20 protein-coding genes are annotated in these 18790 nt (G+C 66.7%); 11 read left to right on the top strand and 9 right to left on the bottom strand.

Annotated elements, in window-relative coordinates; genetic code table 11:
- Positions 1-14: 14 nt before the first annotated feature.
- The 4 genes from ACWPM1_RS06400 to ACWPM1_RS06385 form a co-directional block, all read right to left on the bottom strand.
- The gene (locus tag ACWPM1_RS06400; protein WP_455694003.1) at positions 15-689 is read right to left on the bottom strand and encodes a nitroreductase; all 675 of its coding nucleotides are present in this window, start codon (positions 687-689) and stop codon (positions 15-17) included.
- Positions 689-2509, bottom strand: a complete 1821-nt coding sequence (cobT, locus tag ACWPM1_RS06395) for a cobaltochelatase subunit CobT (RefSeq protein WP_455694002.1) — start codon at positions 2507-2509, stop codon at positions 689-691. Before cobT ends, ACWPM1_RS06400 begins: the two co-directional genes overlap by 1 nt.
- Positions 2510-2656: 147 nt before the next feature.
- The gene (fsa, locus tag ACWPM1_RS06390; protein WP_455694001.1) at positions 2657-3307 is read right to left on the bottom strand and encodes a fructose-6-phosphate aldolase; all 651 of its coding nucleotides are present in this window, start codon (positions 3305-3307) and stop codon (positions 2657-2659) included.
- Positions 3308-3367: 60 nt separating this feature from the next.
- A complete protein-coding gene (locus ACWPM1_RS06385) occupies positions 3368-4066 on the bottom strand; it encodes a DUF4197 family protein (RefSeq protein WP_455694000.1) in 699 nt (232 codons plus the stop codon).
- A 57-nt stretch (positions 4067-4123) separates the two neighbouring features.
- On the opposite strand from ACWPM1_RS06385, the gene ACWPM1_RS06380 reads away from it, so the two are divergent.
- Entirely contained in the window at positions 4124-6289 is a 2166-nt protein-coding gene (locus ACWPM1_RS06380) for a primosomal protein N' (protein WP_455693999.1), read from the top strand.
- A gap of 12 nt (positions 6290-6301) precedes the next feature.
- Complete coding sequence (locus ACWPM1_RS06375; protein WP_455693998.1) at positions 6302-6934, top strand: glutathione S-transferase family protein; 633 nt, start codon at positions 6302-6304, stop codon at positions 6932-6934.
- Here ACWPM1_RS06375 and ACWPM1_RS06370 read toward each other — a convergent pair.
- From ACWPM1_RS06370 to ACWPM1_RS06360, 3 genes are read right to left on the bottom strand one after another with little or no spacing between them, the layout of a single operon-like run.
- On the bottom strand, positions 6931-7848 hold the full coding sequence (locus ACWPM1_RS06370) for a CPBP family intramembrane glutamic endopeptidase (protein WP_455693997.1): 918 nt from the start codon (positions 7846-7848) through the stop codon (positions 6931-6933). The two genes, ACWPM1_RS06375 and ACWPM1_RS06370, sit on opposite strands and share 4 nt — an antisense overlap.
- Positions 7849-7900: 52 nt before the next feature.
- Positions 7901-8662, bottom strand: a complete 762-nt coding sequence (locus ACWPM1_RS06365) for an isocitrate lyase/PEP mutase family protein (protein ID WP_455693996.1) — start codon at positions 8660-8662, stop codon at positions 7901-7903.
- Entirely contained in the window at positions 8662-9693 is a 1032-nt protein-coding gene (locus ACWPM1_RS06360; protein WP_455693995.1) for a bifunctional transcriptional activator/DNA repair enzyme AdaA, read from the bottom strand. Before ACWPM1_RS06360 ends, ACWPM1_RS06365 begins: the two co-directional genes overlap by 1 nt.
- 30 nt (positions 9694-9723) lie before the next feature.
- Between ACWPM1_RS06360 and ACWPM1_RS06355 the strand changes: the two genes are divergently transcribed.
- On the top strand, positions 9724-11358 hold the full coding sequence (locus ACWPM1_RS06355) for a S1C family serine protease (RefSeq protein ID WP_455693994.1): 1635 nt from the start codon (positions 9724-9726) through the stop codon (positions 11356-11358).
- On the opposite strand, the gene ACWPM1_RS06350 is transcribed toward ACWPM1_RS06355, so the two are convergent.
- Positions 11355-12182: a TauD/TfdA dioxygenase family protein gene (locus ACWPM1_RS06350; protein ID WP_455693993.1), complete on the bottom strand. Its 828-nt coding sequence runs from the start codon at positions 12180-12182 to the stop codon at positions 11355-11357. The two genes, ACWPM1_RS06355 and ACWPM1_RS06350, sit on opposite strands and share 4 nt — an antisense overlap.
- A gap of 197 nt (positions 12183-12379) precedes the next feature.
- Here ACWPM1_RS06350 and ACWPM1_RS06345 point away from each other — a divergent pair, with 197 nt between their 5' ends.
- Genes ACWPM1_RS06345 through ACWPM1_RS06315 form a run of 7 tightly spaced genes read left to right on the top strand, consistent with a single transcriptional unit; the run spans position 12380 to position 17842 of the window.
- A complete protein-coding gene (locus ACWPM1_RS06345; protein WP_455693992.1) occupies positions 12380-12934 on the top strand; it encodes a F0F1 ATP synthase subunit delta in 555 nt (184 codons plus the stop codon).
- Positions 12935-12941: 7 nt separating this feature from the next.
- Positions 12942-14471 carry a F0F1 ATP synthase subunit alpha gene (gene atpA / locus ACWPM1_RS06340; protein WP_455693991.1) on the top strand — a complete coding sequence of 510 codons (1530 nt, stop codon included), beginning with the start codon at positions 12942-12944 and terminating at the stop codon, positions 14469-14471.
- 28 nt (positions 14472-14499) lie between these two features.
- On the top strand, positions 14500-15372 hold the full coding sequence (locus ACWPM1_RS06335) for a F0F1 ATP synthase subunit gamma (protein WP_455693990.1): 873 nt from the start codon (positions 14500-14502) through the stop codon (positions 15370-15372).
- Positions 15373-15380: 8 nt separating this feature from the next.
- The gene (locus tag ACWPM1_RS06330; protein ID WP_455693989.1) at positions 15381-15737 is read left to right on the top strand and encodes a hypothetical protein; all 357 of its coding nucleotides are present in this window, start codon (positions 15381-15383) and stop codon (positions 15735-15737) included.
- Between the two features lie 19 nt (positions 15738-15756).
- On the top strand, positions 15757-17214 hold the full coding sequence (gene atpD, locus ACWPM1_RS06325) for a F0F1 ATP synthase subunit beta (protein WP_455693988.1): 1458 nt from the start codon (positions 15757-15759) through the stop codon (positions 17212-17214).
- A 4-nt stretch (positions 17215-17218) separates the two neighbouring features.
- Entirely contained in the window at positions 17219-17476 is a 258-nt protein-coding gene (locus tag ACWPM1_RS06320; protein WP_455693987.1) for an ATP synthase F1 subunit epsilon, read from the top strand.
- Positions 17477-17491: 15 nt separating this feature from the next.
- Positions 17492-17842 carry a hypothetical protein gene (locus tag ACWPM1_RS06315; RefSeq protein WP_455693986.1) on the top strand — a complete coding sequence of 117 codons (351 nt, stop codon included), beginning with the start codon at positions 17492-17494 and terminating at the stop codon, positions 17840-17842.
- Here ACWPM1_RS06315 and ACWPM1_RS06310 read toward each other — a convergent pair whose 3' ends face one another.
- Positions 17843-18217, bottom strand: a complete 375-nt coding sequence (locus ACWPM1_RS06310) for a DUF6265 family protein (RefSeq protein WP_455693985.1) — start codon at positions 18215-18217, stop codon at positions 17843-17845. It lies immediately after the preceding gene.
- Positions 18218-18480: 263 nt separating this feature from the next.
- Here ACWPM1_RS06310 and ACWPM1_RS06305 point away from each other — a divergent pair, with 263 nt between their 5' ends.
- Positions 18481-18708, top strand: a complete 228-nt coding sequence (locus ACWPM1_RS06305) for a DUF1153 domain-containing protein (protein ID WP_455693984.1) — start codon at positions 18481-18483, stop codon at positions 18706-18708.
- The last annotated feature ends 82 nt before the right edge of the window (positions 18709-18790 follow it).

Here is an 18790-nt window from a genome sequence, read left to right as displayed (position 1 = left end):
AGCCCGGCGAACGGTCAATCCCATCCCTCCCAACGCACCGCTTCGTCCAGCGGCGCGCGGGCGACGGGGAAGCAGTTCACCGGCGCGTCCGGGTCGCGGTAGCCGATCGCCATCCCGCAGAAGAAGATGTGTTCCTCCGGGATCGCCACGACCTCGCGGATCTGCTTCGAGTAGACCGCCCACGCCTCCTGCGGGCAGCTGTCGAGCCCCTCCTCGCGCAGCAACAGCATGATCGTCTGCAGCCACATGCCGATATCGGACCACTGCGGCGGACCCATATACTTTGGCGTGTGGACCAGCATCAGCACCGGCGCGCCGAAGGCCTCGAAATTGCGCGCGAACCACATTAGCCGCGCCGCCTTGTCCTCGCGCGGGATCGCGAGCGCGCCGTACATATCCTCGCCGATCCCGCGCCGACGGGTCTCGTAGGCGCCGTCGAGTTCGGGCGGATAAACGTGATACTCCGGGGCGAACGCGGCACGGCCCTGCGGTAAATCCTCGGCCACCCGCGCCAGCAACCGCGCCAGCGGATCGCCAGTCAGCACCACCCCGTGCCACGGCTGCGTGTTGCCTCCGGAGGGAGAGCGCTGCGCCGTTGTCAGGACCCGCTCGAGGATGGCGCGGTCCACCGGCCGATCCGTGAACGCGCGGATCGAACGCCGGCTGGCGACGGCTTCGGCGACCTCCATCAATCCGCCTCGAACAGTTCGGCCAACTGCTCGGTGATCGTCCCGCCGAGTTGCTCGACATCCATGATCGTGACCGCGCGCTTGTAATAGCGGGTGACGTCGTGGCCGATGCCGATGGCGACCAGCTGCACCGGCGACTGCTTCTCGATCCAGTCGATCACTTTGCGCAGGTGCTGCTCGAGGTAACCCGCGCTGTTCACGCTCAAGGTGCTGTCGTCGACCGGGGCGCCGTCGGAAATGACCATCAGGATGCGGCGGTCCTCGGTGCGGGCGAGCAGGCGCTCGTGCGCCCAGAGCAGCGCCTCGCCGTCGATGTTTTCCTTGAGCAGACCCTCGCGCATCATCAGCCCAAGGTTGCGCCGCGAGCGCCGCCAGGGCTCGTCGGCTTTCTTGTAGATGATGTGGCGCAAGTCGTTGAGGCGGCCGGGCTGCGCGGGCTTTCCTTCGGCGAGCCAGGCCTCGCGGCTCTGCCCGCCTTTCCATGCCCGGGTGGTGAATCCGAGCACCTCGGTCTTGACCCCGACCCGCTCGAGCGTTCGCCCCAGAATATCGGCGCTGATGGCGGCGATGCTGATCGGCCGCCCACGCATCGAGCCCGAATTATCGATCAGTAGCGTGACGACGGTGTCCTTGAACTCGGTCTCGCGTTCGACCTTGTAGCTCAGCGAATGACCCGGGCTGATCACGACCCGGGCGAGCCGTGCCGCATCGAGCAGCCCTTCCTCCTGGTCGAAGTCCCAGCTGCGGTTCTGCTGTGCCATCAGGCGGCGCTGAAGGCGGTTGGCAAGGCGGGTAACCACGCCCTGAAGCCCCGTGAGCTGACTATCGAGATAGGCGCGTAGCCGGTCGAGCTCTTCGGGATCGCACAACTCGGGCGCCTCGACGACCTCGTCGAACTTGGTGGTCCACGCCTTGTAGTTGAAGCCTTCTGGAATGTCGGTCCACGGGCGGTTGGGGCGCACGGGCATCATGCCCTCTTCGCCCTCATCCGCGGGCTCGCCGTCGGACATGTCGTCCTCGGACGACATCTCGCTCTCGCCCTCGCCGTCGTCGTCGCCTTCGCTAAGCTCGCCGGCCATCTCGGTCGATTGCGGGTCGCCCTGCCCCTCGTTGTCGTCCTCGCCCTCGTCTTCCTCCTCGCCTTCGGGGTCGTCGCCGTCGTCGTCCGTGCTGTCGGACGGGTCGGTCTCGTCAGGCAAAGTCAATTCGAGATGGCGTAGGAGATCAAGCGCAAGACCCTGAAAAGCCTTCTGATCGCCGAGCTGACCGGCGAGTGCCTCGAAGTCCGCGCCGGCGCGTTCCTCGATCCACTGGCGGACCATCTCGACCCCCGCGGCCGCTCGCAGCGGGATCGGCTGGCCAGTGAGTTTCTCGCGCAGGATCAGCCCCAGCGCGGTGGGCACCGGCACGTCTTCGGCGCGCATCGCCCGGGTGATCGGGTCGCCTGCGGTGCGCAGTTCCATCGCCGCGTCAAGATTCGCGCGTATGCCGTTGTAATCGTTCGCCCCGAGCGCCTCGTAGCGAACCATTTCGACCACGTCGTAGCTCGCTCGCGCGACCGGCTCGAACGGCGCCCCACGCGCGTGCAGCGCCTCGTCGTGATGGCGCAGCCGGAGGGCGAAGCCGTCGGCCACTCCGCGCGCCTCTCGCGCCTGATCGGGGGGGAGTGAACGGCCCGGCAGCGGCACCCGCATCTGCTTGCCGCGCACCGTGGGGGTGTCCGCGCTCCATGCGACCTCCACCTCCGGCTCGTGCGCGAGCGCGCGGCTGGCGCCGGTCAGCGCATGCTTGAAACGATCGAGGGGCGTTTCGTCGGCCATTGAAACTGCGCGCGCCTGTCTCTCTATTTGTCATCCTGAACTCGTTTCAGGATCTATCTCTCCGGGCTTCCGTCGCCCGATCGAGCCTCGGCATTTGCCGCACCATGGACCCTGAAACAAGTTCAGGGTGACGATCTTGGGCCAGGGCTAGATGGACTGACCGGTCTTCGCCCAGTCCGACAGGAAGCCCTCGATGCCCTTTTCGGTTAGGACGTGCTTGAACAGTCCGCGGATTACCGCCGGCGGCGCGGTCATCACGTCGGCGCCGATCCGCGCGGCCTCTAGCACGTGGATTCCGTGGCGCACGCTCGCGACGAGGATTTCGGTGCCGAACTGGTAGTTGTCGTAGATCAGGCGGATGTCGCGGATGAGGTCCATCCCGTCGAACCCATTGTCGTCATGCCGGCCGACGAACGGCGAGATAAAGGTCGCCCCCGCCTTCGCCGCGAGCAGCGCCTGGTTGGCGCTGAAGCACAGGGTGACATTGACCATTGTCCCCTCGCCGGTGAGCGCGCGGCAGGTCTTGAGGCCGTCGATCGTCAGCGGCACCTTGATGCAGACGTTATCCGCGATCTTTCGAAGGATTTCCGCCTCGCGCATCATCTCGGCGTGGTCGAGCGCGACCACCTCGGCGGAGACCGGCCCATCGACGATCCCGCAGATTTCCTTGGTCACTTCCATGAAGTCGCGGCCCGACTTGTGAATCAGCGACGGGTTGGTGGTGACACCGTCGACCAGGCCCGCCTCGGCCAGCTCGCGGATGTCGGCGATCTCGGCGGTGTCGGCGAAGAATTTCATATCGGGAAGGGCTCCGGTAGTGCGATTCCCGGATGCCTTACCGATTAGGCCGGGACGCGGCTAGAGCCGCGCGCCGACCCCGAACGCACCCATGATCAGCGGATCGCGAGTGCTTTCTGGATTCGCGCGGATGAAGCTCTCTTCGCGGCCGATCTCGCTCCAGATGACATCGTCGACGCGAGTCGCAAAGGTCCGCGCCGCGCCCCCGATGTCGACCCCGGTGAGCGCCCCGAGCGCCTCTCCCACGAGCGGGTCGTTGGCGACCCGCAGGCCGTTGCCGATGCCCGGCAGCATCGCATCAACCAGCGCGAAGCCCATCTCCTGGCGCAAGAAGCTCGTCGCCGCGGTCGGCCCGCCGCGAATCAAGTCGACCGCGTTGGCGAAGCCGATCGTGCGAACGGTGTCGGCGACGATCGGCGCGGCGCGCTGGGCGGCGTCGAACGCCACCGGCGCAAGCGCGTCGGCCAGCCGGTCCTTGAACAGCGCCGAGGTCAGGATGCGGTTGAGCACCCCGCCGCGGGCGCCGAGGAACTGGTCGAACCCGAGCTGCGCGATCTGCTGGTCCCAGAACCCGCCCGACGCGGTCATCCGCTGAAACGCGTTGCCGGTGGAAAGATAGAGCAGCCGTGCGATGGCGTCGGTAAAGCTGAACCCGCCGAAACCGCTGGTGCAGGCGGGCAGCGCAAGCACGCCGCCCGTAGCCAGAGTGCCGGCCAGGAAGCGGCGGCGATGGAGAATGGTGGAAATCTGTTCGGTCATTGCTTCAGTCCTCAACCTTGCCGCTCCACCCCGGCGGTGCCCATATGGGCCTTGAACATGAACCGCGCCCGACTGCTCATCTTCAACGCCGCGCTCGGCCCGCTCGACTACCGCGTTCCGGAAGGGATGCACGTCGAGCCGGGGTCGGTCGTTGTCGCGCCGTTGGGGTCCCGCCAGATCGTCGGGATAGTCTGGGAACCTGAACGGCTCTCCGCGAGCGAGGTTCCGGAGGCCAAGCTGCGTCCGCTGGCGGCCGTGCTGCCGGTGCCGCCGCTGCGCGCCGAGCTCAGGCGGCTGATCGAATGGACGGCGGATTACTACTGCGCCTCGCTCGCTGCGGTCGCGCGGATGGTCCTGGCGAGTGGCGGCGCGCTCCGCGGACCGGCGACGATGACCGAATATCGCCTCAGCGGCGGCACTCCGGAGCGGCTCACCCCGCAGCGGCTGGCGGCGATCGAGGCGCTGGAAGGGGAGCAGGCGACGATCCGCGAACTCGCCGGCATCGCGGGGGTCAGCGAGGGCGTGCTGCGCGGGCTCGTAAACCAGGGCGTGCTCGAGCCGGTGCAGGTCGATTGTGACAAGCCATATCCTGCAGCACGCGCGGACTACGCCGTTCCAGTGCTATCAGACATTCAAAGTGCCGTAAGTAAGCGCTTCATTGACAGTGTTCGGGCTCGCGAATTCAAGCCGTTCCTGCTCGACGGGGTGACCGGCTCGGGCAAGACGGAGTGCTACCTCGAAGCGGTCGCGGCGGCGCTCGAAATGGGCCGGCAAACCCTTGTTCTGTTGCCGGAAATCGCGCTGACCGAGGCCTTTCTGCGCCGTTTCGAGGACCGCTTCGGCACCCCTCCGGTGGTCTGGCACTCGAGCCTCAAGTCCACCGAACGCCGCCGCGCCTGGCGCGCCATCGCCGCCGGCACCGCCCAAGTCGTGGTCGGCGCCCGCTCCGCATTATTCCTGCCTTATCAGAACCTTGGCCTGATCGTCGTCGACGAGGCGCACGAGGTCAGCTTCAAACAGGACGAAGGCGTCCGCTACAATGCCCGCGACGTGGCCGTCATGCGCGCCCGCTTCGAGAGCTTGCCGGTTATCCTCGCCAGCGCCACCCCCGCGCTCGAAAGCCTCCAGATGGCCGAGAGCGGGGTTTACGAGCGGCTGGTGTTGGACGATCGCTACGGCGGCGCGAAGCTGCCCTCGATCGACACCGTCGATCTCACCGAAGAAAAGCCCGCGCGCGGCCGCTGGCTTGCCCCACGGTTGGTCGCCGGAATGGAGGAACGGCTGGCCCGCGGCGAGCAATCGCTGCTGTTCCTCAACCGCCGCGGTTACGCACCGCTGACACTGTGCCGCAACTGCGGCTTCCGCTTCCAGTGCCCGAACTGCACCGCCTGGCTGGTGGAGCACCGCCTTTCGCGCAGGTTGGCCTGCCACCACTGCGGGCACGAGACTCCGCCGCCCCCGACCTGCCCCGAATGCGGTGAGCCCGACTGCCTGGTCGCCTGCGGCCCGGGGGTGGAGCGGATTGCCGACGAGGTGGCGGAGCTGTTCCCGGAAGCGCGGGTCGCGGTGGTCACTTCCGACACCATCAACTCGCCCGACAAGGCAGCCGAGTTCGTCGCCATGGCCGAAGCTGGCGCGATCGATGTCATCGTCGGCACCCAGCTCGTCACCAAGGGCTTTCACTTCCCCGAACTGACGCTGGTGGGGGTGGTCGACGCCGACCTCGGCCTCGAAGGCGGCGATTTGCGCGCGGCGGAGCGGACCTACCAGCAGGTTGCCCAAGTCGCGGGACGTGCCGGGCGCGGGGCCAAGCCGGGCGAGGTGCTGATCCAGACTCGACACCCCACGGCATCCGTCATTGCAGCGCTCGCCGCAGGCGACCGCGATGCTTTCTACGAAGCCGAAACCGAAGCCCGCCGCTACGCGGGAGCCCCACCGTTCGGGCGCTGGGCCGCGCTAATCGTTTCGAGCGAGGACGAGGCGGAAGCCAAGGAAGCGGCGCGCCTCATCGGCGGCACCCAGCCGAGCGTGCCGGATGTGGCCATCCTCGGGCCGGCGCCTGCCCCCTTGAGCCTGCTGCGTGGCCGCTATCGCTATCGCCTGCTGCTCAACGCCCGTCGCAGCGCGCAGGTGCAGGAGGTCATCCGCGACTGGCTCGCCCCCTTGCGTTTCCCTCCCGGCGTGCGAGTGTCGATCGACATCGATCCATACAGTTTCGTCTGAGGGGAAACCGCCATGCTGACCGTCCACCACCTGCGCATCTCGCAGTCCGAGCGGATCGTCTGGCTGTGCGAGGAGCTGGGGCTCGATTACGACTTGAAGCTCCACACCCGCCGGAGCGACAACAACCTGGCGCCGGACGAATACAAGGCGCTGCACCCGATGGGCATTGCCCCGGTCATCACCGACGGCGACCTCGTGCTGGGCGAGAGCGGGGCGATTTGCGAGTACATCGATCGCAAGTATGGCGGCTCGCGCCTATCGCCGGGCCCGGATAGCCCCGATTTCGCGAGCCACCTGTTCTGGTTCCACTTCTCCAACGCGACCTTCATGGCCAACGGCATGATGGGCCTCGTCGCCCGGCGGCTTGGCGCCGATCCGCTGCCCGATTTCGTCGGGGACCGCACGGGGAAGGCGTGGGGACTCGCGGAGAAGCGCGTGGGCGAAGCGGAATTCTTCGGCGGATCGCAGCTTACCACTGCAGACATCATGATGGGTTTCAATCTCACCACCTCGCGGATGTTCGGCGGCGCGGATCTGGCGGATTACCCGAACATAGCTGCCTACCTCCAGCGGATCGGCGAGCGGCCGGCTTACCGGCGCGCGATGGAGAAGTGCGAGCCCGGAATGACCCCGAAGCTGGACTAGCCCTCCCGAGCCAGGCGGCGTCGCACCCACCATGGGCGCACGAGGTTGCCTCGTCGCGCCGCAAGGACAACGAACCACACGCCGACCGCCGTCGCCAGCACCAGCGCCACGATCGACGCCTCCACCCCGAAGGCTCCCCCGGAAATTAGGTCAGGCCCGGCGCTACGGGATTCGATCATCCCGTCGACCGCAATTCCCGAAACCGGCACATCCCACAGATAGCCCTGCGTCACGTTCCAGCCGAAGTGGATGCCGACGGCGAGCCACAGGTTGCGCGTCAGCATATAGGCCCCGCCGAGCAGCACGCCCGCTTCGAGGGCGATAGCGGTGGAGCTGAACACGCTGGCGTTGGGGTTGGTCGCGTGGCCGAACCCGAACAGGGCAGAGCTCAGCACGAGGGCAAACCAGCTCCCCCCGAATTCCTCCAGGAAACGGAAAAGAACCCCGCGCACCAGTATTTCTTCGAGAAATGCGGCTTGCAGACCGGCGCCCAGCAATACGGTCGGCCAACTGGTGCTGCCGCCCCAGCCTTCGATCCGATAGCCGCCTAGCAACGCCACGAGGCCGACGATCGCGCTCATTAGGAGCGCGGCGAGGAGAGCCCCCCGCCAGCCATCGTTCGCCCGTCTGTCGGACGGCAAGTCGTCTTTGGGTCGTTCGCCGAGGCGCGCCACGAGAAGCTTGAGTGCAATCACAGATGCCAGGGCCGAGACGATCGCGATGAGCGAGTCCTCCACCTGCTTTGGCATCGCTTCCAGCGGTGCCATCTCGAGCAAAGCCAACGGAACCGCCATTGTCACCATGACGGCCAGCAGGCCGAGCACAAGAGCGACCAGCGGGAACTCGGCGACGCGGCGCCACCTGGACTTTGTTGCCGTTGTGTCGGTGGTTTCCCCCCGAGCTTCAATTTCCACGCCGCCCCCCTCTTCGTTGCTCCCCGACAGGGGTCGCATTCGGATGGCGCTGTCAACCGGCGTAGGCAGGCACTCCCCCGCCAAACACAGCTTTGGCTTCGCTCGCCAACCAGGCCATCGCGGCCGCCCACGGGCCGTGCCCGAAGCTGATGCGCGCGACGCCGAGCGCCGCAAGCTCGGCCATCGTCCCCCTGCCCGGAGCCCAGAGAACATTGACCGGCAACGGCGAGCGCTCGCAGATTTGCGCGATGGTCGGGTGGTCGCCGAGGAACGGCACGAACAGGCTACCGGCGCCGGCTCGGGCATATGCTTCGGCTCGCTCGATGACCGCGTCGATCAGGTGCGGCGTATAGTCTTCGGCCTTGCGTCCAAGGTAGACGTCCGTGCGCGCGTTGACGTGGATGCCGATCGAGGCTGCTGCAGCTACCCGTCCGGCGGCTTCGTCGAGCTCGATGAGGGAGGTTTTTCCCGGCATCCGGTCCTCCAGGTTGATCCCCACTGCGCCAGCCTCGCGGGCCTGGCCGATCGAGCGCTTCACCTCGTCCGGTGTGTCGCCGTAACCGGCTTCCATGTCGATCGTTACCGGCAGTTCGGTGACGGACACGATCCGTCGCAGGTTCTCGAGCGCGACCTCGAGCGGGAGCGTCTCGCCATCCTTGAACCCGTTGGTCTCGGCCACCGCGTAGCTGCCCGTGGCGATCGCCCTGGCACCCGCGTTCGCCACCGCCTTGGCCGAGCCGGCGTCCCAGATGTTGAACAACACCAGCGGATCGCCCGGCACGTGCAGCGCGCGGAAAGTGTCGACCTTGTCCATCATTCCACTCCCTCGCGTTTCAGAAGTTCGCGCTTGATATCGAGTCCATAGGCGTAGCCGCCCAAATTGCCGCCTGTACGCACGACGCGGTGGCACGGGATCAGTACTGCAACGTTATTGCGCGCATTCGCGCTGCCCGCCGCGCGCACGGCCTTGGGATTGCCGGCGGCAGCGGCGATTTGGGCGTAGGTGCGGGTTTCGCCTGGCGGAATCTCGCGGAGCGCCTTCCAGCAGGCTTCCTGAAATGCCGTCCCTTTCACATCGAGCGGGATGTGCGCAAAGTCGCCCGGGGTTTCGACGGAGGCGATCACGTCGGCAAGCAGCTTCTCGAACTGCGCCCCGCCCTCGACCAGCTCGGCATGGGGAAAGCGGCGCGCGAGTGCCTCCGGCCCTTCATCGAACGACAGCCGGCAGACGCCCTTGTCCGTCGCGGCGACGAGCATCCGGCCAATGGTCGTGTCCACCACGGCCCAGTGGATCGTCACCCCGTCCCCACCGTCGCGCCACGCCGAGGGGGCCATGCCCATCTTGTCCTCCATTCCCGCATAGAACCGGCTGGGTCCCGAATAGCCTGCGTCATAGATCGCGTCGGTCACCCGCCCGCCTTGGCTCAGCGCCGCGCGTGCCCGCTCCTCGCGTAGGGCGCGGGCATAGGCGGCGGGGGAGAGTCCTGTGGCGCGGGCGAACAGCCGCTGGAAGTGGCTCGGCGAATAGCCGGTCAGCGCGGCGAGCTCGTCTAGCTTGGGCAGCCCCTCGCTCGCCTTGATCTCGTCGATCGCCGCGCGCACCGCGGCCTCGTCGCGCGCGACGTCGTTGGGCTTGCAGCGCTTGCAGGCGCGCAGGCCGGCCGCCTCGGCCTCGGCGGGGGAGGCGTAGAAGCGCACGTTGGCACGCTTGGGTGGACGTGCGGGGCAGCTCGGACGGCAGTAGATGCCGGTCGAGAGAACGCCGGCGACGAACTGGCCGTCGAAGCGGCGATCCTTCGCCATCGCGATGCGCCAGCGGTCGTCGTCGGTGAGGTGGGTGGTCATGAGCTCGGCTCCTGCTTGCCATAGGTCGGTATGGCTGAACAGCTACCCTTGCCCGACGAACCGCGCGTCCCGCTGCTTGCGGTCAATGTCACGCCGCGCCACAAGCTGCGTGCAATGAAGCGTCTTATCGTCCTTGTCACAGCGCTGTTCGCGCTCGGTTTGACTTCTCATGCTCGGTCGGAGCCGGCGGACATCGCCGCCGCCGCTCGCGGCGTGGTCCGGGTCGTGATCATGGGCACCGATGGCGAGCGGGTGTTTCCGGTCAGTCACGGGACCGGATTCGCCGTCTCGCCGAAGCGGATCGTCACCAACGCGCACGTGGTCCAGCAACTGCTCGAGGACGACACCTTGCGCATCGCGGTGGTCCCACCGGATGGCGACGGCGCCGATTACGGCAAGGTGATCGCGGTCTCGACCGCCAAGGACCTGGCGCTGATCGAAATCACCGGCGACCTGCGCGTCCCGGCCCTGACCATCGCCGGCACGGCCGCGAGCGACGGCGACGAAGTGTCGGCGGTGGGCTACCCGATGAATGTCGACCGCGCGCAGGGTCTCGATCTCGCGGATCTTTTCCGCCCGCAGCCGCCGGTCAAAAGCCGCGGGTTCATCTCGGGCGCGCGGCCGAGCCGGGACATCGACACCGTGTTGCACACCGCCGCGATCGCGCGCGGGAACTCGGGCGGGCCGCTGCTCGACGGGTGCGGCCGCGTGCTGGGGGTCAACAGCTTCGGCACCACTTCGGAAGATGGCGCCGACGCAGAGTTTTCGTTCGCCGTGTCGGATCGCGAGTTGCTGCCGTTCCTCAAGTCGGCCGGGGTCGAGCCCGCGGTCAACGCCATGCCGTGCCGCTCGATGGCGCAGCTCGACGCGGAGGAGCGCGAACGGCTCGAGGCCGAGCAGGCTGGCGCGCGCGCCAAGCTGGCACAGCGGGCCGAGACGGATCGCGAGCGCCGCGAGCGCGCGCAATTCGATGCCCAGTTATCCGTGATGAGCGATCGCGAAAATGCGATGGCGACCGCCGCGCTGCTCCTGCTGCTATCGGCGTGCGCCGGGTTTGCCGCGTGGAACCTGCGCACCGCAGAGGACGGCGGGAAGAAAATGCGCATTGCCGGCGCGGTCGCCGCAGCGGCCGGTATTGCCGCCATCGCGGTATGGATCACCCGGCCGGGCCTCGACGACATCGAGCGCCGCGTAGCCGATGCGATGGCGGAGGAGCGTGACGACCAGTCCGCCGAACCTGCCAAGGACGAGCCGGGAGCCGCCGACCTCACGTGCACCATCCAGACCGAGCGCAGCCGAATCGTCAGCGAGCCGCCGGAGGACATGGACTTCGCGTGGAACCCCAGCGGGTGCGTCAACGGCCGTACGCAATACGGCTTTGCCGAAGGCCGCTGGACGCGCCTGTTCGTGCCGAACGACGAGGATGCCGTCTCGGTCAACAGCTTCGATCCCGACACGCGCACCTTCCGCACCGACCGCTTCCCGCTCTCGCAGTCCGCGATGGCCAAGGCGCGCCAGGCACGTGCGGACTACAAGGCTCCCCAGTGCGGCGCGCCCGGAGCGGCGGGCGATTTGGGCGAGATGCAGTCGGGGGTCACCTCGCTGCTGCCGGCGCAGCCCACCGAGCGCCTGGTTTATTCCTGTCGCGAGAAGCGCCAGCCCTAGGCCGCCAGCGCCTCGCCGGTCAGGGTGATGCGGTGCATCTCGCGGGCATGGCCGTGGTAATCGTTGACTGCGAAGTGCCAGGTTGTGCGGTTATCCCAGATCGCCACCGTGCCGGGCCGCCATTCGACCCGACCGACGTGCTCGGGGGCCATCGCCGCGGCGTATAGCCGCTGGAGCAGCGGCATGCTCTCGGCGCGTGAGCGGCCCACGATATTCACCGTGAAGGACGGATTGACGTAAAGGAGTCGCCGCCCCGTGCGTGGATGGCGGACGACTATGGGGTGGACCGCGCCGGTCTTGAGGCCCTGCCCCCGCAGGCTCGCGCCCTGGTCGGTGTGCGCATAGGCACCATCGGGCGAATAAATGTGGTCGGCGGTATGAAACGCCTCGAGATCCTCAATCTCGGCCTTGGTACCCTCGTCGAGCGAATCGTAGGCTTCGCCCATGTGGATGAACAGCGTGTCGCCGCCCGATGGGGGCAGCGTCCGCGCGACCAGTATCGAGCCCATCGCCGGCACCTGGTCGTACGAGTGATCGGTGTGCCAGCCGCCGCCGATGTTGGTCTGCTGCTCGGCGGTCTTGCCGACGACCGCGATCTCGGGATGCTCGCCTTCCAGCGGGAAGTAGTTGTTGATGTCGATGCCGCCCCACCGATTGGCGAGCGCGATGTGATCCTCGAGGGTGAGCGTCTGGTCGCGCAGCACCGCGACGCCCTTGTCCCACACCAGCGCCTTGAGCTCATCGAGCGCGGCTCCCTCGACCGTAGCCAGGTCCACCTCGCGCACTTCCGCGCCCACCCGGTCCGCCAGCGGAAACCACTCCATCATCCCTCTCCCGTCCGTTTGCGCCGGCAGACTACCGCACCGGGAAGGAGTCTCAAAGCTCGACGGTCCCGCACCCGGTTGCGTTGTTGGAAACCCGGTGATAGGGGCGCGCCAGCCATTCCCGGGCAGCCCCTCGTGGCGGCCCTTTCCGGGTAGGCTGAACCGATTTCCTTCCGGATCCAAGAGGACCATCGCGCGTGGATATTTCCGCCGGTATTCAGGCTAGCCTCGCAGGGCGCTACGCCTCGGCGCTGTTCGATCTCGCCAGCGAAGCCGGCACCGTTACCGCGGTCGAATCGGACCTCGAGACGCTGGGCGCCGCGCTTGCCGAATCGGACGACATGCGCGCGCTGACCACTAACCCGCAGCTCGGCCGCAAGCTTCAGGGCCAGGCGATCGAGGCCGTTGCCGCGTCGCTCGGCGTATCGGACCTGACCAAGCGCTTCCTCGGCACGCTCGCCGCCAACGGCCGCTTGTCGAAGCTCGGCGACGTGATCCGAACCTTCCGCGTCATCGCCGCCGCTCAACGCGGCGAGGTCACCGCCGAAGTCACCAGCGCGCACGCGCTGACCGACGCGCAGCTCGACCAGCTCAAGAACAAACTGACCGCGCGCGAAGGCCGCACGGTGAAGCTCTCCACCAAGGTGGACCAGGACCTGCTCGGCGGGCTCGTGGTCACCATCGGCTCCAAGCGGATCGACGGTTCGATCCGCACCCGTCTCAACTCCCTAGCTCAAGCCATGAAGGGCTAATCTAGTCATGGAAATTCGCGCCGCAGAAATCTCCAAGGTCATCAAGGACCAGATCGCCAACTTCGGCACCGAGGCGGAAGTCTCGGAAGTCGGCTCGGTGCTCTCGGTCGGTGACGGCATCGCTCGCATCCACGGGCTCGACAACGTCCAGGCGGGCGAGATGGTCGAGTTCGCCAACGGCGTGCAAGGCATGGCGCTCAACCTCGAAGCCGACAACGTCGGCGTCGTGATCTTCGGCTCTGACGCCGAGATCAAGGAAGGCGACAGCGTTAAGCGCACCGGCACCATCGTCGACGTTCCCGTCGGCAAGGGCCTGCTCGGCCGCGTGGTGGATGCGCTCGGCAACCCCATCGACGGCAAGGGCCCGATCGTTTCCGAAAAGCGCATGCGCGTGGAAAAGAAGGCCCCCGGGATCATCCCGCGCCAGTCGGTGAACGAGCCGGTGCAGACCGGCCTCAAGGCGATCGACGCGCTGGTGCCGATCGGACGCGGCCAGCGTGAGCTGATCATCGGCGACCGCCAGACCGGCAAGAGCGCCGTGGCGATCGACACCTTCATCAACCAGAAGGAAGCCAACCAGGGCACCGACGAGAGCAAGAAGCTCTACTGCATCTACGTCGCCGTCGGCCAGAAGCGCTCGACCGTCGCGCAGCTTGTCCGCACGCTCGAAGAGAACGGCGCGATGGAATATTCCATCATCGTCGCTGCGACCGCTTCGGAGCCCGCGCCGCTGCAGTACCTCGCGCCCTACACCGGCTGCACGATGGGTGAGTACTTCCGCGACAACGGCATGCACGCTGTTATCGTGTACGACGACTTGTCCAAGCAGGCGGTCGCCTATCGCCAGATGTCGCTGTTGCTGCGCCGCCCCCCGGGCCGCGAAGCTTATCCGGGCGACGTGTTCTATCTCCATAGCCGCCTGCTCGAGCGCGCGGCGAAGATGAACGCCGAGAACGGATCGGGCTCGCTCACCGCGCTGCCGATCATCGAGACCCAGGCGGGCGACGTGTCGGCCTACATTCCGACCAACGTGATCTCGATCACCGACGGGCAGATCTTCCTTGAAACCACGCTGTTCTTCCAGGGCATCCGCCCGGCGATCAACGTCGGCCTGTCGGTCAGCCGCGTCGGCGGCGCCGCGCAGACGAAGGCGATGAAGAAGGTCTCCGGCTCGATCAAGCTGGAGCTCGCGCAGTACCGCGAGATGGCGGCGTTCGCGCAGTTCGGTTCCGACCTCGACGCCTCGACCCAGAAGCTGCTCAACCGCGGCGCACGCCTCACTGAGTTGCTCAAGCAGCCACAGTTCAGCCCGCTGCCGTTCGAGGAGCAGACCGTGTCGATCTTCGCCGGCACCAACGGCTATCTCGACACCGTGCCGGTCGACAAGGTGACCGACTACGAGGCGAAGATGCTGAGCTTCATCCGCAGCGAGCACGCCGATGTGCTGGCCGAGATCCGCGACAGCCGCGCGTTCGAGGATGCGACGAAGGCAAAACTGGTCGATGCGCTGCAAGCCTTTGGCAAGCAGTACGCCTGAGCCCGACGAGAATAGCTAGGGAGCCGAAATGGCCTCGCTGAAGGAACTCAAGGGTCGGATCAACTCGGTCAAGTCGACCCAGAAGATCACCAAGGCCAAGCAGATGGTCGCCGCCGCCAAGCTGCGCAAGGCGCAGGCCGCGGCCGAGGCCGCGCGTCCCTATGCCCAGCGGTTGGGCGCGGTGATGGCCTCGCTGTCGAGCAAGGTCGCCGGCGCCGAAGGCGCCCCCAAGCTATTCGCCGGCACCGGCAAGGACCAGCGCCACCTGCTCGTCGTCGCCAATAGCGACAAGGGCCTCGCGGGCGCGTTTAACTCGAACATCGTCCGCGCCGCGCTGCTCAAGGCCCGCGAGCTGCGCGCCGAGGGCAAGGACGTCGATTTCTACCTCGTCGGCCGCAAGGGTCGCGCGCCGATCCGCCGCGCGCACCCGAACAACGTGGCGAAGATGTTCGACACCACCGACGTGCGCGAGCCCGGCTACGCCGAGGCCGAGCGCATCGTCGCCGAGGTGATGGAGATGTTCGAGGCCGGCAAGTTCGATGTCGCGCACTTGTTCTACAGCAAGTTCAAGAGCGCGCTGACGCAGGAACCGACCCGGCTGCAGATCATCCCGGTCCCCGCTACCGAGAGCGCCGCGACCAGCCAGGCCGCGGTCGAGTACGAGCCCGACGAGGAGGAAATCCTCGCCGAGCTGCTGCCGCGCTACCTCAAGACCCAGGTTTTCGGCGCGCTGCTCGAAAATCAGGCTTCGGAGCAAGGCGCCTCGATGACCGCGATGGACAACGCCACGCGCAACGCGGGCGAGCTGATCAACAAGCTGACCATCCAGTACAACCGCAGCCGCCAGGCCGCGATCACCACCGAACTCATTGAAATTATCGCCGGCGCCGAAGCGCTGTAAGGAATATCGTGAACAAGCTTCTCCTACTTCTTCCGTCCTTTGCCCTCGCCGCCTGCGGCCAGGAGCCGGCTCCCGAGCCTGCTCCGACCGTCGCCGCCGCTCCGGCCGAGCCGGCGCTGCCCTCCCCTTCGCTTGAGGTCTTCGCGGCGACTTTCGCCGAGACCTGCCCAGCCGCCGAGAAGGTCTCCACCTCGGTCTGCAAGCGGGCGGGCATGGGCTCTAAGGATGTCCTGTGCGAATTCGGTGTCGGCGAAGACACCGAGCTCCGCCACAACGCGACCCTGACCGCCGGCGAAGGCGAGTGGAAGCTCGCCGACGCCGAGGCGGTTTGCGCCGAACACGATTCCCACCACATAGCTTCCTGAGCCAGTAGGAAACCAGATCATGGCCACCGCCCCCGTTCTCAACCAGACCACCACCGGCACGATCGCCCAAGTCATCGGCGCCGTCGTCGACGTCGCCTTCGAAGGCGAACTGCCGGCGATTCTCACCGCGCTGGAAACCGACAACAACGGCAACAAGCTCGTGCTCGAGGTCGCCCAGCACCTCGGCGAGAACACCGTCCGCACGATCGCGATGGACGGCACCGACGGCCTGACCCGCGGTCAGAGCGTGACCAACACCGGCCAGCAGATCTCGGTCCCCGTTGGTCCGGCGACGCTCGGCCGCATCGTCAACGTGATCGGTGAGCCGATCGACGAGCGCGGCCCGGTCAACGCCGAGAAGCGCAACCCGATCCACGCCCTTGCTCCGCTGTTCGTCGACCAGTCGACCGAGAGCGCGATCCTCGTCACCGGGATCAAGGTCATCGACCTGCTGGCGCCCTATGCGCGCGGCGGCAAGATCGGCCTGTTCGGCGGCGCTGGCGTCGGCAAGACCGTGCTGATCCAGGAACTGATCAACAACATCGCCAAGGGCCACGGCGGCGTCTCGGTGTTCGCCGGCGTCGGCGAGCGCACCCGCGAGGGCAACGACCTTTACCACGAGTTCCTGGACGCCGGCGTTATCGCCAAGGACGCCGAGGGCAACGCGACCAGCGAAGGTTCGAAGGTCGCGCTCGTGTTCGGCCAGATGAACGAGCCCCCGGGCGCCCGCGCCCGCGTCGCGCTGTCCGGCCTGACGATGGCGGAATACTTCCGCGACGAGGAAGGCCAGGATGTGCTGTTCTTCGTCGACAACATCTTCCGATTCACGCAAGCCGGTTCGGAAGTGTCGGCGCTGCTGGGCCGCATCCCGTCGGCGGTGGGCTACCAGCCGACCCTGTCGACCGACATGGGCAACCTGCAGGAACGCATCACCTCGACCAACAAGGGCTCGATCACCTCGGTGCAGGCGATCTACGTCCCCGCGGACGACTTGACCGACCCCGCGCCCGCGACCTCGTTCGCGCACTTGGACGCGACCACCACCTTGAGCCGCGCGATCTCCGAGCTCGGCATCTACCCGGCGGTCGACCCGCTCGACTCCACGTCGCGCGTGCTCGAACCGCGCGTCGTCGGCGAAGAGCACTACCAGACGGCTCGCCGCGTTCAGGAAGTGCTGCAGAAGTACAAGAGCCTGCAGGACATCATCGCCATTCTCGGCATGGACGAGCTGTCGGAAGAAGATAAGCTCACCGTCCAGCGCGCCCGCAAGATCCAGCGCTTCCTGTCGCAGCCGTTCCACGTCGCCGAGGTGTTCACCAACATCCCGGGCAAGTTCGTGCAGCTGGAAGACACCGTGAAGAGCTTCAAGGCGGTCGTCGACGGCGAGTACGATCACCTGCCCGAGAGCGCGTTCTACATGGTCGGCGGAATCGACGAGGCAGTCGAGAAGGCCAAGAAGATGGCCGAGGACGCCTAAGCCCATGGCGCTGCACTTCGAACTGGTCACGCCGGCCAAGCTGGTCCGCTCGGAGGACGTCCACATGGTGGTCGTCCCCGGCACCGAGGGCGACTTCGGCGTGCTCGAGGGCCACGCCCCGGTGATGAGCACGATCCGCGACGGTGCGCTGCAGGTGTTCCGCACTGAGGGCGGCCAGCCCGAAAGCATCGAAGTCCGCGGCGGCTTCGCGGAAGTCGGCGAGAACGGCCTGACGGTGCTCGCCGAGCACGTCGAAGGTTAAGCCATTCGCGAGTTCTTGAACGACGCGCGTACGCGGCTGTGGCTGCGACGCGCGTTTTTCGTTCTGGCTGCCTATGCTTTCGTCATGGCGCTGGTACCCAGGCCGCCCGAGTTCCCAGGGCAGCCGGGCGACAAAGTCCAGCACATGATCGTGTTTTTCACGCTCGCCAGCGTTGCTGCCGCCGGGTGGCGCGAGCGCGCACTATTTCAGCTTTTCATCAGCCTCGCGCTGTTCGGCGGTGCGATCGAAATATTCCAGATGATCCCCGCCCTGCACCGCGATGCCGAGATGCTCGATTGGCTGGCAGACATGGCCGCCACTCTGGTCGCGCTGTGGATTGTTCGCATCGCCCTGCCGCGTCTGTAGCTACTCCCCCGCGCCCTGGCGGCGATAGGTCCAGCGCATCGCATTCGAACCGTCAATCAGCGACACTTCGGCGAGCAACTTTTCCCCTTCCCGCCAGTATCGCACGCGCTGCGGATAATCGTGATCCTTGTTAACGAACGTGAGCCCTCCCTCGCCGTCAGAATGCCGTTCGAACCGCGTGCGGCCTTCCCCGCCCGGCGCCCCGTAGAACGCCATCGCGCCCGCCGGCTCGAGCACGATCTGCATAGCTTCCCACGATCGCAGTGTCTCGCCCTCACCCGTGCGCCCGCTCCCGATCAGGATGCCGGCGCTAGGAGCGGTCCAACACTCCTCGAACCATTTCTCGCCGCGATCTTCGATCCAACAACCCGCCATCCAATCAGGCAACCGTGCCGGCGCCGGAGTCGCAGAGACGAGCGATAAGGCGCTCATTACGATCAGAATCCGGGCGGCCTTCATCGATTACCTCCCCTGGTTCAGGCAGCATCATAGCCTATTCGCGCGGCAGGATCACGGCTCGCCGCATCAGAACCACCACTGGGATGCACAACGAAGCGTAAACCATGCGCGGCAAGCCGGAATTAACCGTTGCGGACCACTTTCACTCTCGGACGGGGGGCGTCGAGGAGTTGAATTGCATGGCCTACCCCTATGACAGCACGGTCTCAGAAGCGATCAAGCGCGCCGGGCTTCCCAAGTCGCACAAGGTTCACTGGTCGGAGCAGCGCAAGGCTGACGTCGTTCGCGCCGTGCGCGACAAGCTGATCACCTTCGACGAGGCGCGTTGGCGCTATCTGCTGAGCCGCAGCGAGTTTCGCAGCTGGGAAGAAAAGGTCGACGAAACGACGCAACGCGAGATTGCCTGACGGGCCGCGACGGGAGCGGTCGTCGGCATTGGTCAGGTGCCGACGACCGTTCGTCTAAAGCGCTTCGCCTCGCGCCTTGTGC

Source organism: Tsuneonella sp. HG249, from assembly GCF_053819205.1.
This window is presented reverse-complemented; position numbering and strand designations above follow the sequence as displayed.

Bases quoted from the DNA above. Each gene is read 5' to 3' on its own strand.
- ACWPM1_RS06400 (WP_455694003.1), bottom strand. From the start codon at position 689: ATGGAGGTCGCCGAAGCCGTCGCCAGCCGGCGTTCGATCCGCGCGTTC.
- cobT (WP_455694002.1), bottom strand. From the start codon at position 2,509: ATGGCCGACGAAACGCCCCTCGATCGTTTCAAGCATGCGCTGACCGGC.
- fsa (WP_455694001.1), bottom strand. From the start codon at position 3,307: ATGAAATTCTTCGCCGACACCGCCGAGATCGCCGACATCCGCGAGCTG.
- ACWPM1_RS06385 (WP_455694000.1), bottom strand. From the start codon at position 4,066: ATGACCGAACAGATTTCCACCATTCTCCATCGCCGCCGCTTCCTGGCC.
- ACWPM1_RS06380 (WP_455693999.1), top strand. From the start codon at position 4,124: ATGAACCGCGCCCGACTGCTCATCTTCAACGCCGCGCTCGGCCCGCTC.
- ACWPM1_RS06375 (WP_455693998.1), top strand. From the start codon at position 6,302: ATGCTGACCGTCCACCACCTGCGCATCTCGCAGTCCGAGCGGATCGTC.
- ACWPM1_RS06365 (WP_455693996.1), bottom strand. From the start codon at position 8,662: ATGGACAAGGTCGACACTTTCCGCGCGCTGCACGTGCCGGGCGATCCG.
- ACWPM1_RS06360 (WP_455693995.1), bottom strand. From the start codon at position 9,693: ATGACCACCCACCTCACCGACGACGACCGCTGGCGCATCGCGATGGCG.
- ACWPM1_RS06355 (WP_455693994.1), top strand. From the start codon at position 9,724: ATGGCTGAACAGCTACCCTTGCCCGACGAACCGCGCGTCCCGCTGCTT.
- ACWPM1_RS06350 (WP_455693993.1), bottom strand. From the start codon at position 12,182: ATGGAGTGGTTTCCGCTGGCGGACCGGGTGGGCGCGGAAGTGCGCGAG.
- atpA (WP_455693991.1), top strand. From the start codon at position 12,942: ATGGAAATTCGCGCCGCAGAAATCTCCAAGGTCATCAAGGACCAGATC.
- ACWPM1_RS06335 (WP_455693990.1), top strand. From the start codon at position 14,500: ATGGCCTCGCTGAAGGAACTCAAGGGTCGGATCAACTCGGTCAAGTCG.
- atpD (WP_455693988.1), top strand. From the start codon at position 15,757: ATGGCCACCGCCCCCGTTCTCAACCAGACCACCACCGGCACGATCGCC.
- ACWPM1_RS06320 (WP_455693987.1), top strand. From the start codon at position 17,219: ATGGCGCTGCACTTCGAACTGGTCACGCCGGCCAAGCTGGTCCGCTCG.
- ACWPM1_RS06310 (WP_455693985.1), bottom strand. From the start codon at position 18,217: ATGGCGGGTTGTTGGATCGAAGATCGCGGCGAGAAATGGTTCGAGGAG.
- ACWPM1_RS06305 (WP_455693984.1), top strand. From the start codon at position 18,481: ATGGCCTACCCCTATGACAGCACGGTCTCAGAAGCGATCAAGCGCGCC.